This is a genomic window from Acidovorax sp. 93 (genome assembly GCF_003633835.1).
Taxonomy (GTDB): Bacteria; Pseudomonadota; Gammaproteobacteria; order Burkholderiales; family Burkholderiaceae_C; genus Acidovorax; species Acidovorax facilis.
This window is the reverse complement of the sequence record NZ_RBIT01000001.1, coordinates 4,373,971-4,387,018: the sequence shown is the minus strand read 5'-3', so window position 1 is coordinate 4,387,018 and position 13,048 is coordinate 4,373,971. Positions and strand designations below refer to the sequence as shown.

The following is a 13,048-nucleotide window of genomic DNA, read 5'->3' as shown; positions in this document are numbered from 1 at the left end:
GGCCCTCCTACAACCCTCCCCAGGCAGCAAGGCGCCTGGAGGTCGGATGCGTGCCCCTGGGCCTGGCCCCAGCGTAACCACCATGCCGCCTGCGCACGCACCCCAAGAGGCCGCGCGGCTCCACGCACTGCAGTCCTACGCCATCCTGGATACCCCCCCGGAAGACGCGTTTGACCAGTTGGCCACGCTGGCCGCGCGCGTCTGCGGCTGCCCCATGGCCGTGGTCAACTTTGTAGACAGCGAGCGCCAGTGGTTCAAGGCAGCTGTGGGCGTGCCTTTCGCGCAGACCGACCGTGCCATTGCCTTTTGCGTCCATGCGCTGGATGGCAACCGCGATGCCGTGGTGGTGCCGGACGCCCGCCAGCACCCCGCATTTGCGGGCAATCCGCTGGTGGTGGGCGAACCCCGTGTTCGTTTTTATGCCTGCGTGCCCCTTGTTACGCCGGAGGGCTTTGCACTGGGAACGCTGGCGGTGCTGGACACCGTGCCCCGCACGCTGGGGGACGAGCAGCTCGACGGTCTGAAGATCCTGGCAGGCCAGGCCATGGTGCAGCTGGAGCTGCGCCGCCAGAAGCGCCTGCTGGCCCAGCTGGTGCAAGAGCGCGACCAGATGCATGCGGAGATGCTGGCCCAGAGCGATGCGCTGCGTGTGGCAGGACAGATTGCGCGCATCGGGGGATGGACGGTAGAGCTCCCCAGCCTCCAACTGACCTGGTCACAGGAGATCGCTGCCGCCTACGGGCTCACCCACCGCGTAGGCAGCCTGGCCCAGGTGCTGCAGCTGTACACCCCGCCCTACCGGGTGCTCATGCAAAAGGCCTTTGATGAATGCATGCACCATGGCACCCCCTTCGACGTCGAGGCTGAGGTGGCCATGCCTGGTGGCGGGCGATTCTGGGTGCGCACAGCAGGACAGGCGGCGCGTGATGCCCATGGCCAGATCATCCGCATCCAGGGCGCCTTCCAGGACATATCGGTCCAGCACCAGGCGCGGCAGGCACGCCGCGAAAGCGAAGAACGCTTTCACCTGGTCTCGCGTGCCACGGCCGATGCTGTGTGGGACTGGAACCTGCACACCGATGCCATGTGGTGGAACGAGGGCATGCAGAACCTGTTCGGCGTGCCGCTGGACGAGCTGCCCCCCGACAGCACCTCCTGGACCCTGCGGCTGCACCCCGACGACAGCCAGGAAATCCTCCACAGCATCCATGCAGCCATTGATGGCACCGACAACCACTGGTCGGCCGAGTACCGCTTTCTTCGGAAGGACGGCACGTATGCCTGGGTGCTGGACCGGGGCTTCCTGATCCGCGACTCCTCCGGCAAGGCCGTGCGCATGGTGGGCGGCATGACCGACATCAGCGTACAGAAGCTGACCGAGCTCGACGCGCAGCGTGATGCGCAGAACCATGCCGAGCTGCTGCATGTGCAGCAGCGCATCTCGTCGCTGGACATGCCCCTGCCCGACGTGCTGCAACTGGTGGCCGACACGGTGCTGCGCCAGACGCTGGCCCGGGGCGCGCTGGTGGAGCTGTTGCAGGGCCACCAGCTGGTGGCGCAGGCCTCGGCAGGCGACCATGTGCGGCCCGTGGGGCACCTGCTGGCCGTGGACCAGAGCCTGCTCTGGCCCGCACTGCGTGAAGGGCGCACCGTGGTGTGCAACGACACGGAGGCCGAGGGCTGGGACATGGCTTCGCTGCCCCATCGCCATGGCGTGCGCTCCGTGATGGCGGTGCCGCTGCGCACGGCGCAGGGGGTGGTGGGCTCGCTCAAGGTGACGTCTGACAAGCCCAACGCGTTCTCGCGGCGCGACGTGGCGCACCTGGAGATCCTTACCGAATCCCTGGGGGCCATGGTGCAGCTGCGGCATGTGGCCGGGCAGCTCAAGGCGTCGGAGCAGCAGTACCGCATGCTGTTCAACGAGCATCCCCATCCCATGTGGGTGTACGACAAGGAAACGCTGCGCCTGCAGGCTGTGAACCAGTCGATGGAAACCCACTACGGCTACACCGAGGCCGAGCTGCTGGCCATGGACATGACCGAACTGTGGCCCGCCGAGCGGCACGCAACCATCCGGGAGGCCCTGCATGCGATTGCGATCGACCAGCGCAACAAGCCAGTGATCAGCCGCCACGTCAAGAAGGACGGCAGCTTCATGGATGTGGAGATCACGGCTGGCAGCATCAGCTTCAATGGCCGCCCGGCACGCCAGGTGCTGGCCACCGACGTGACCGAACGCCTGCGCACCGAGCGCGAACTGGCCCGCATGGGCCGTGCGCAGCGCCTTCTGAGCGCCTGCAACGAAACCCTGGTGCGCGCCACCTCCGAAACCGCGCTGCTGCAGGCCATCTGCCAGATTGCCGTGGACATTGGCGGCTACCGCATGGGCTGGGTGGGGTTTGCGCTGGACGACGAACGCAAGTCCATCCAGCCTGTAGCCCACGCGGGCTACAACCAGAACTACCTCGAAAACCTGCAGCTTTCCTGGTCGGCCGATGACCCCTACGGCCGGGGGCCGGCGGGCATGGCGGTGCGTTCGGGCAAGCCCGTGATCGTGCAGGACATCCGCACCGAAGGCGACTTTGCCGACTGGACCGAGCGCATGCTGGACCACGGCTTCCACGGTGTGATCTGCCTGCCTTTGCAGGACCGTGATCGCAATCGCGACCGTACCTTTGGCCTGCTGTACCTCTACGCGCCGGACATTCTGCAGATCAGCCCTGAAGAGGCCGCCCTGCTGCAGGAACTCTCCAACGACCTGGCCTTTGGCATCACCAGCCTGCGCGCGCACAAGGCGCAGCAGCGGCTGCAGGCCTCGGTGCTCAAGGTGGCGGCGGCCGTGTCGGCCAGCACGGGCACCGAGTTTTTTGTGCAGCTGGTGCGCAACATGGCCGATGCCCTGGGGGCCCAGGGCGGCTGCGTGGTGCGGTTGCTGCCCCAAGCGCAAGGGCAACCACCCCGGGTGGTCACGCTGGCGGCGGTGCTGGACGGCCAGATGCTGCCCAACGACGAATACAGCCTGGAGGGCACGCCCAGCCTCATGCTGCTGACGCAGCGCGAGTACGTGGTGACCGACAAGGTACAGCAGCGCTATCCGGATGCGCCCGTGCTCCGTTACGTGGGCGCGCAGGCGTACGCAGGACAACAGCTGTGCAATGCCAACGGCGAGGTGGTGGGCATTGTGTTCGTGCTGTTCCGCCAGGCCATTGCGGAGACGGATTTCATCGCCTCCACGCTGCAGATCTTTGCCGCGCGCGCTTCGTCCGAGATCGACCGACAACTGGCCGACGCCCGCATCCGCCACCAGGCCTCGCTGCTGGACAAGGCGCAGGATGCCATCCTGGTGCGCGACCTGGAACACCGCATCATCTTCTGGAACAAAAGCGCCGAGCGCCTGTACGGCTGGTCGCAGCTGCAGGCGCTGGGCCAGTCCATCGAGACCCTGCTTTACGACGACCCCGCCCACTTTCGCCATGCCACCCAGTCGGTGCTGGAGCAAGGCGAGTGGACTGGCGAGATCGTGCAGCGCCACCGCGATGGCAGCACCATCGAGGTCGAGGGCCGCTGGACGCTGGTGCGCGGCGACGACGGCCAGCCGCAATCCATCCTCGCCATCAACACCGACATCCGGCAACGCAAGGCCAGCGAGCGCGAAATCCAGCGTCTGGCGTTCTACGACGCGCTCACCGGCCTGCCCAACCGCATGCTGCTCATGGACCGCATGGCCCATGCGCTGGCCAATGCCCAGCGGCGCCAGCAGGGCGGGGCGCTGCTGTTCATCGACCTCGACAACTTCAAGACCCTGAACGACACCCTGGGCCATGACCAGGGTGACCTGCTGCTGCAGCAGGTGGCGCAGCGCCTGAACACCTGCGTGCGCAGCGTGGACACGGTGGCCCGGCTGGGCGGCGACGAGTTTGTGGTGATGCTGGAAGAGCTGAGCCCCAAATCCCACGAACTGGCCCTGCACGCGCGGGGGGTGGGCGAGAAGATCCTGGCCATGCTGGCCGTGCCCTATGCGCTGGCAGGCTACCAGTACCGCAGCACACCGAGCATCGGCATCGCGCCCTTCACCGGCGAGTTGACCAGCGTGGGCGAGCTGCTCAAGCAGGCCGACCTGGCCATGTACCAGGCCAAGACGGCAGGGCGCAACACCCTGCGCTTTTTCGACCCCGACATGCAGGCCGTGGTGACGGCCCGCGCCGGTCTGGAAACCGACCTGCGTGCCGCACTGGCGCAGGAGGAATTTTTGCTGCACTTCCAGCCGCAGATGCACCAGTCGGGCCGCTGTGTGGGCGTAGAGGCCCTGGTGCGCTGGGCCCACCCGCAGCGCGGCATGGTACCCCCTGCCGTATTCATACCGCTGGCCGAGGAAACCGGGCTCATCCTGCCACTGGGCCGCTGGGTGCTGCACACGGCGTGCAAGCTCCTGGCCACCTGGCAGGCCGACCCGCAGCTGGCCCACCTGACCATGGCGGTGAACGTGAGTTCGCGGCAGTTCCGCCACGCCAGTTTTGTGGACGACGTGGCCCGGGTGCTGGCCATCACCGGGGCACCGGCCCACCTGCTCAAGCTGGAGCTGACCGAAAGCCTGCTGGTGGAAGACATGGAGACCACCATCGCCACCATGGCCGCGCTGCGTTCGCACGGCGTGGGCTTCTCGCTGGACGACTTCGGCACCGGGTACTCGTCGCTGAGCTACTTGAAGCGCATGCCGCTCGATCAGCTCAAGATCGACCAGAGCTTTGTGCGCGACCTGCTGACCGACCCCAACGACGCCGCCATTGTGGACACCATCATCGGCCTGTCGCGCAGCCTGGGCCTGGAAGTCATCGCCGAAGGCGTGGAAACCCCCGAGCAACGCGAGCTGCTGGCCCGCGCGGGCTGCCAGCTCTACCAGGGCTACCTCTTCAGCCGCCCCCTGTCTGCGGACCTCCTGGGGGCCTTCCTGCGCCCTGCGGCTTCCTAGACGGCCTGCACGGCCCCGCGTTTTCCCCGATCGCCTTGCCACAACCGGCCCATGCGCACGGTGGTCGGCTGCGGTTTTCTCCCTGGGGTTGTGTCCCGTGCGCCCCCAAACATCGCCCCGTCCAGATGACAACCCATGCCCTCGGGTGTGCCCCAAGTTGTCCCTCTGTCTTCTTCTTATGTTGTCTATAAATACATAGTCGTAGTAGTAGAAGGCTGCACGGAATGTGGACAACCGCTTTTTTCCCAACCGCAGCGCGCACTTGCAGGTGCGCCAACCCTGTGCACCGATCCCTCTTGCCGTTGTCACGGGAACGGGGACAAAACACAGCGCCTGTCTTTTTCTGTGGATAACCACGTGGTTGTGCCAGAACTATCCCCAGTCTTACGCACCGGCCCTGGTTCGTCATGAACTTGTGCAAAAACTGGCTCTGGCGATTACTGCATAAGCGCTATTAGCTATCTTATTTATAGTAAACACACATTCGCAGGCGCCGCGCTGCGAGTGCCGCTCCACCTCCACCTCAGCAAAGCGGTGCCCAAAAACGGAGGTCCGCACCCAGGTCTTGTTCATGCCCCCTGCTTTTGGGGTAGCCCACCAGAACGCGTGTGCGCTGCGGAATGGTGTTTCGAGGGGTTCTGGTTATTCTTCTATAGTTCTATATATAAATAGCAGTAGTAGTAGAGCAAGCCACTTTCTGTGGACAAGGCCAATTTGTTCAATGTTGGCGCGGGGTTGCGCAGCTGCAAAGTCTGTGTGGCGGTCTGCACAAAGGGCGGGGCTCGCAGACAACAACTTGGGGCCATCGCCGCTTTGTGTGGATAACTGTCCAGTTGTGCCAGAACTGTTCCCAGTGTTATCCACAACGGGTGCCCGTCGGCAACCTTTTCCATCCCACAAAGCACAAAGCCCGGGGTCCGTGGAGGACTCCGGGCTTTGTCAGGCAAGAAGAGAGGGAACCGCCGCCCACCTTGGAGCCGCCCCCTGCGTCAGGGCGGTCCCAGGAGGGGGATTTACTTCGCGGGTGCTGCCTGTGGTTGCTGATGGCGGCCTTCGCCACCCCGCATGCCGTGGTGCCCGTGTCGGCCTTCGCCGTCGCCCTTCAAGCCTGCCATGCCTCCCATACGGTGGCCGTGGTGGGCCTGGGCGTCAAAGGTTTTTTGCTGCTCGGGCGTCAGTGCCGCGTAGAAGGCCTTGGTGGCCTCGCCACGGCGGTCGGCCTCGGCGGCGTGCTGGGCGCGCATGGCCCGCATGCGGTCGATGCGCTCGGGGGTGGTCAGTTTGTCCATGTTCTGGCGGTCCAGACGGGCAGGGCGTTCGCCCGGTTGCATGGCCGCAGTGAACGTTGTCCACGCGGGTTCTTGCGCGGCGGTCAGCTTGAGCTGGCCCTTGAGGGCGGCCAGGCGTTTGGCATGGTGTTCGGCACGTTTTTCTGCACGGTCGCCATGGTGGCGTTCGTGCCGTTCTCCGGCCTTGTAGCGCGGGGCGGCTTCGGTTGTGGGGGCGCCAGCAGCGGGTGGGGTGGCTGGGGCTGGCTGGGCCAGAACAGGCAGGGCCAGCGCGGCCAGAACAGCGGTGGCGGCAAGGCGGTGTTGGAAGCGGAAAGCCATGGTGTGAGTCCTTTTACGGGGGTGGCTCGCTGGAACGACCGTTCCGGCGATTGAGAGTCAGTGTCCGCCCCGCATGTATCGCGGCCGTGCGCGTTGGATGACGCTGTGTAAAGTTGTGCCAAGAAGCTGCAGGCCTGCGCGATCATGGTTTTGATAAAAAATGGCCGCTAGCGCTTATCCATAAAGTGCTAGTAGCTATTATATTTATAGCTAATTAAGGCGACCATCGTTGCTTGTGCACTCCGGCCGAAGGCTGCGTGCCGACGACCACCGACAATGGCACGTTCCGTGTCGGGCGGGCTGTTTTGCTCACGGGTTCGATCGCTCGATCATCCGTTGGCAATAGCTTCACCGATAGAGAAAGTGCTCTCGCTGAAAGCGCTTCACCACCAACGCTCCCGAACAAAAGGTTATCTGTGTTCAAGAACATGATCGTGTACCGCATTGCCCCGCAATGGCAGGTTGAATTGACGCAAGTAGAAGAAGCCCTGGCCAAGGCGCCCTTCATGGAATGTGGTGCCACCCAGGAAAAGTCCCTGGGCTGGGTGCCCCCGCGCGGTGATGCACACGGCCCGCTGGCCGAGTCGGTCGGGGGCCAGTGGATCCTGCGCTTCATGGTCGAATCCAAAGTGCTGCCCGGCAGCGTGCTGGCCCGCCGCGTGAAAGAAAAGGCCGAGCGCATCGAGCAGGAAACCGGCCGCAAGCCCGGCAAGAAGGAAAGCAAGGAGCTGAAAGACGAGGCCAAGCTCGACCTGCTGCCCATGGCCTTCACCAAGCAGGGCTCGATGTGGGTGTGGATCGACACTGCCTCGCGCCTGCTGGTGCTGGACACCTCCAGCCAGGGCCGCGCGGACGAAGTGGTCACCCTGCTGGTCGAGGCGCTGCCCGGCCTGTCGGTGTCGCTGCTGAATACCCAGACCAGCCCGCAGGCCGCCATGGCCCACTGGCTCAAGGAACAGGAGCCGCCCGTGGGCTTCACGGTGGACCGCGAGTGCGAACTCAAAAGCGCCAACGAGGAAAAAGCCGTGGTGCGCTACGCCCGCCACCCGCTGGATATCGAGGAGGTGCAGGCCCACATCGACGCCGGCAAACTGCCCACCAAGCTGGCACTGACCTGGGACGACCGCGTGTCCTTCATGCTGACCGAGGGGCTGCAGATCAAAAAAGTGTCGTTCCTGGACACCGTGTTCGAGGGCACCAAGGCCGATGACGGTGGTTTTGATACCGATGTGGCGATTGCCACCGGCGAGTTGGTCAAGCTGATCCCGGACCTGATCGAGGCGCTGGGGGGAGAGGCTGAGAGTGGCGTGGCCAGTGCGGCAGCTGCGGTGGCCTCAGAGGGCAACAGCATGCCGGCGCCTTCAGTGGAATCACGCGCCCCCACGAATTCAGCGCCTGCGCGAAAGAGTGGCGCTGGTGGCGTGGTGACGGGGCCTGCGCAAGTCCCAGTGGATACGGATCCGGAGTCGGCACCGTTTTAAAAAGCGGGAACTGATCGGTTCGCAGGGATAAATTTGGGAACTATAAAAAATCCTAAAAAGAAATAAAAAATGGAAAATTCTCAAAATCAAAAGAATGCTTCTATTGAGACGTTAAGAGCTTTGGCGGTTGCCTTGGTGTTTGTGCACCATCTTCATTCAGGAGCCAATATTGGCCTGCCCTTTTTTTACCAAATTGGTGGCTGGCTCGGTGTACAAATATTCTTTGTGATCAGTGGATATTTGATTATTTTGAGCGCCATTCGATATTCGGCAAGAGATTATTTTATTCATCGATTTTTTAGAATATATCCAGCGTACATATTTTGGTTTTTATTTTTTTCATTGGCTTTTAATCAATTGACGCTGGATAGCCTCGATGTAAGGGCTCTGTTGGCGCACCTGACATTCTTGCAGCATCTATTTCCTGGTTATTACTTCAAATATAATGCTCTGTTTGTGAGTTGGACGCTGACCATAGAATTGGTCTGGTATGTAGTCGCATTCCTCTGCGCTACAAAATTTTCAAGACATCCATTGAAAATAACGTTTGTTTTCATGGCTATTGCATACGTGTGGACTATATGGGGATGGTCCAATCCTGCGATCTACAAATCTTTGGATTCAAATGGCAGATATTTCTTTATTAACAACAATTTTATCAGTCAACTACCATTTTTCTTTTTTGGAGCATATATTGCTGTTAAAAATCCAAAATTTGATAAGGCAGGATTGTTTGCGATTTTCTTGGTTGCTGTGATTCTATCAACGTCATGGAAACCACACTTTCCAGATCCGATATTTATCACTGGATTTGGTGTTGCATCGCTTTTTCTTATATTAAAAGATGCCGATTACAAAAATCCAAAATTTGTCAATGTATTGTCTGATATTTCTTATTCGTTTTATTTGATTCACTACCCGGTGATAGTCTCTGTGGCACGAGTGATCGAGAACAAGGGAATGTTAGTCATCTTGTCTATCGTTATTACCGTTGCACTTGCCTACATTAGCCATCGATTTATTGAGCAGCCTTTTATCAGGATGGCAAAGCGTCATGCTGGAAAGTTTGTCCAGAAAGGTGGAAACATCAAACCAGCTTCTCAATAGACAAGTTGCACTGAATCTATATTTATTTGGATGCAGAAGTATTTGAACTTGCCACGCTGCTTATTTCTCGCACAAACAACTTCCGCCAAGCATCTCGGGTTTCATCTTCCACCAGCTGAGGCATAAAACCGAAGGCCAGGGTGCGTTCCCCACGCACCATGATGCCGCGGTCCTCTCGCTTCAGGGGTTCCCTGGCCAGCACCTTGTAGCCCGGACGGGGCGCCATGGATGCATAGCTTGTGTACATGCGTCTTGTAGGCTTGAGTCGGTAGACCTTGCCGTCAATGAGGAAGACACCACCGTTCTTCTTCCACTCAATATTGGCAATACCAAACACCTCATGCATCCAGTCAAATGTGGGTTTGCCGTTTTCGTCAAATTCACCCAGGCGCATGTCCTGAATCAGTACCCCGCCTTTTTTCCAGTAGGTGGCTAGCTTGGTCTTAATGTTCTGGGGCATGGCGGCCTGGTGGGGCACCAGGATGGCATCCAACTGTTGGATGATGGGTTCGTCTGCGAGAAGGTTCTTTTCGCCGATGACGTGGACCTGCATGCCGGGCTCGCTGCTCAGGATCTTGTAAGACGCGAACAGCGCATCGCGGTGGGTGTTTCTGCCCGCGCTTTTCTCACCGTGCCACACGTGGAAGTTGGTGGTGGAGCCCAGGATGCCAATTCTGACCCTGCGTTCCGTGCCCGCTGTGACGGCGGGGCCCGGCTTGGCAATGCGGGCGTGAAGCTTGTTCAGCTGCAGGCCAGCCAGCGGCCCCCCACCTGCCTGGTGGTGGAAGCCTCCGATCTCGTAGCCCATCACATGGGGCTGGGCCAGCGACTGGGCCACCGCCTGCTGGATGACGGGGATCAGCTCTGGTGTCTTCTTGGCTGCTTCCCACCGCTCACCATATGCGCCCACCATGACTTTCTTGTAGCCCAGTGAACCCATGTAGTTGGCCAGCGTGGGCAACACATCGGAGTCTCCCACCAGCCCATAGCCATCGTAGAAATTGAAGTCGATGACTGCGATGTCAATGCACGGGGCCAGCTTTTCGACGACACCCGTGGCGTAGATGGCGTCGTGGGAGGTAAAGGTTTCTGCAAAGTAGCCAATCGCCTCTGCCCCCTTGCTCCGGATCACATTGGCGTAGGCACAGGTGGCTTCCTGGAGCCGGGTTTCCCGGAATTCCTTGTGGGCGTGCAGCAGGGGCTCTGCTTTAGGAACACCTGCTGCGATGTGGTTGTTGTAGTTGATGATGGGCTGTTTGGCGTTGTACTTTTTGGCAAACGCATCCTGGGTGGACTCCTTGTAGTCCCGCCACTGGTAGCCCATCTGCCCGTACTTGATTTCGTGCTCTTCCTGCAGGCCAATGGCGTAGCCCAGGACCTTGCCGGGGTAGCGCTTGGAGAAGTGATCGACCGTCTGTGCAATGAATGGGTCTGCATACTTCCTGATCGACGCATCGGTGAAGTCGGGCTGCCAGCTGGGGTCTCCCGAGAAATTGCGCATGGCCATGTCTGGGCGTACCGTGGTGATCCATTGCGGCACGGTGGACATGTTGGGCACGAGCTGGCCCGTCTCGTCCTTGTAGGGGCGTCCACCCATGTCAATGACCAGCAGCAGCGACAGGCCGCCGTTGACGATGGCATCCAGATGGCGGTGGTACTGGGCAAATTCGTACTGGCCCTTGCGACTTTCGATATCGGACCAGTTGAGATAGACGGTGGCGTGGCTGAAGCCCTGGGCCTTGAGTTCGCGGGGCAGGTTCTGGTTCTGATTCAGATCCCAGGGCATGACGATGATGCTGGAGACGGGAGCGGGTGGAGGTGGGGCTGCTTGGCTGGCCAGCGCAACCAGCGAAACAAGAACGGCGGCAATGCGGAGAATTTTTTTCATGAAAGCGCTGGAAGAAAGATTCCGTAGGAGGCGTTGGGCGGCCTGGATTCACAAAATGCGCCCCTCGCTGGGCGGTCGAAGCGCTGGCAACAAGAGGGATTTCCATTCCATTGTTCCATGAACAACATTGGTACCTTGATCTTGTGCTGCGCTACACCGGCGCGGGGTGGTAGTGCGCCACCGCCTGCTCGGAAGCCCGTTCAGCAGGCCGTCTGCACCAGCTCCGCCAGCGCATGCACATAGGGGTCCTCGATGCCCAGCACGCCGAATTGCGTGACCAGCTGATCGAGGTATTCGCGGTTGCTGCCGATGCGGCCACAGGCGCTGGCTATGGTGGCGGCGGTGGCCTGCATGGACAGGTCGCCCCGGTAGTGTGGATGGGCTGTATTGGCCGTCAGCACCAGCGCCTGATTGACAACACCCTGGGGCGTCTGCAATGGCAGCAGGGCGGGGCTGTAGGCGCCGGTGATCATCTCGCGGCGCCAGAGCAGGCGTGACTCCTCTTCAACCGCACAGGCCGGAATGCGGAACACCAGCCCGTCGCAAGACTGCGCTGCGTCGCGCTGCAGCGTGAGCACGAGGCCGGGGCAATCCGGTGTGCCCCGGCCGATGGTGGTGCTCAGCGCAAAGCGCCGGGCGAATCCCGGCAGGTGCGCCCTGCGGACTTCGGCAAACTCCAGGCCGGGGTTCCACATCAGCGATCCATACGCAAACACCCACAGGTCGTCCCGGCGTTCGGACACGCCCGCCAGCACCTGGCGGCGCGAGCGTTCGATGTCGCCGTCGGGCAGGCGCCAATCGATGGGCAGGCCCTGGCTGCGCGCCTGCGCGTCCCATTCCGCCAGGACCTCGTCGGTCAACCGCAGTCCGCAGGCGTGGGCGGGGATGAGCCGTCCTTGAAGTTCGGGAAGGTGCACAAAGGCAGGGGGCGTCATGTGCTGGGGCTTCAGGAGATCGTGGGGCAAGCTCTACAGTAGTGGTCCGAGAACGGTTGGATCAATGGGCCGACTGACAACTCAGTGTTCCAGCGATGGTGTTGATGGCGGCGCGCGGTGACGTGTTACGGCAGAGGCCATGAAAGAAGGGGGCGCCGCCGTAGCGATGGCCCGTCAGCGGCCCACAAATTGCGCGCTTTGGCGTTGGTGAAAGGCCTCCACCCCCGCACGGAAGTCCTCGGTGCCCGCGCAGTGCACAAAGGCGTCTTTTTCGGCCGCCAGTTGTTCGGGCAGAGTGCGGTCCATCGATGCGCGCATGAGGCGCTTCATCGCGCCGTAGGCCACGGTAGGTCCGGCGGCCAGGCGCTGGGCAAGGTTGGTGGCGGCACTGTCCAGTTCGGCGGCAGGCACGATGCGGTTGATGAGGCCCAGGCGCAGCGCGTCGTCGGCGGTGAAGGCTTCGCCCAGCAGCGCGATCTCCAGCGCCTTGCGCACGCCCACGGTACGCGGCAGCGCCCACGAGGCGCCCACGTCGCAGCTGGTGCCCAGGTTGATGTAGGCCAGGTTCAGGCGTGTGCCTTCGGCGGCGATCACGTAGTCGGCCATGAGCAGCAGGCTCAGGCCCGCGCCAGCGGCCACACCGTGCACTTGCGCAATGACGGGCGCGTTCATCTGCGCCAACAGGAGCAGTGCTGCGTTGAGCGGCGTGAGAATGTCGATGGCACCCTGCACCGGGTCGGCGCGCAGCGTGGCCAGGTCGCCACCGGCCATGAAACCCCGGCCGTTGCCACACAACACCACTGCGCGCACGCCAGGGTCGGCGGCAATGGTCTGCACGGCGGCGAGGACGGCGTTGGCCATGGGCACGTCGATGGCGTTGAGCGCATCGGGCCGGTTGAAACGCAGCGTGGCGATGGCGCCGTTTCGTTCCAGCAGCAGGGGGGCGGTCGGGTCGGCGGCGGTGGTTTTCATGTCAAATTGGCCTCTAGCGCTTGCTATATAAGCGCAGATAGCTCCTGTTTTGATAGTAATCTACGCGGCAAGTGGTGAGCCCCGGG

At 61.7% G+C, this 13,048-nt stretch carries 7 protein-coding genes; 3 read left to right on the top strand and 4 right to left on the bottom strand.

The genetic code is table 11. From position 1 onward, the window contains the following. Positions 1-82 precede the first annotated feature (82 nt). Positions 83-4,969 (top strand): EAL domain-containing protein, encoded by a 4,887-nt coding sequence (locus C8C93_RS19990; RefSeq protein WP_121508046.1) that lies wholly within the window; start codon positions 83-85, stop codon positions 4,967-4,969. A gap of 1,013 nt (positions 4,970-5,982) precedes the next feature. Here C8C93_RS19990 and C8C93_RS19985 read toward each other — a convergent pair. Then, complete coding sequence (locus C8C93_RS19985; protein WP_121508045.1) at positions 5,983-6,579, bottom strand: Spy/CpxP family protein refolding chaperone; 597 nt, start codon at positions 6,577-6,579, stop codon at positions 5,983-5,985. A gap of 416 nt (positions 6,580-6,995) precedes the next feature. Between C8C93_RS19985 and C8C93_RS19980 the strand changes: the two genes are divergently transcribed. Then, positions 6,996-8,060, top strand: a complete 1,065-nt coding sequence (locus C8C93_RS19980) for a recombination-associated protein RdgC (RefSeq protein WP_121508044.1) — start codon at positions 6,996-6,998, stop codon at positions 8,058-8,060. A gap of 69 nt (positions 8,061-8,129) precedes the next feature. Further along, on the top strand, positions 8,130-9,167 hold the full coding sequence (locus C8C93_RS19975) for an acyltransferase (protein ID WP_121508043.1): 1,038 nt from the start codon (positions 8,130-8,132) through the stop codon (positions 9,165-9,167). Between the two features lie 22 nt (positions 9,168-9,189). Here C8C93_RS19975 and C8C93_RS19970 read toward each other — a convergent pair whose 3' ends face one another. From C8C93_RS19970 to C8C93_RS19960, 3 genes are all read right to left on the bottom strand, one after another. Beyond that, the gene (locus tag C8C93_RS19970) at positions 9,190-11,055 is read right to left on the bottom strand and encodes a beta-galactosidase (protein ID WP_121508042.1); all 1,866 of its coding nucleotides are present in this window, start codon (positions 11,053-11,055) and stop codon (positions 9,190-9,192) included. Between the two features lie 200 nt (positions 11,056-11,255). Continuing rightward, positions 11,256-11,990, bottom strand: coding sequence for a gamma-glutamylcyclotransferase (locus C8C93_RS19965; protein WP_121508041.1), 735 nt, complete (start codon positions 11,988-11,990; stop codon positions 11,256-11,258). A 174-nt stretch (positions 11,991-12,164) separates the two neighbouring features. Beyond that, complete coding sequence (locus tag C8C93_RS19960) at positions 12,165-12,962, bottom strand: enoyl-CoA hydratase/isomerase family protein (RefSeq protein ID WP_121508040.1); 798 nt, start codon at positions 12,960-12,962, stop codon at positions 12,165-12,167. Between the last annotated feature and the right edge of the window lie 86 nt (positions 12,963-13,048).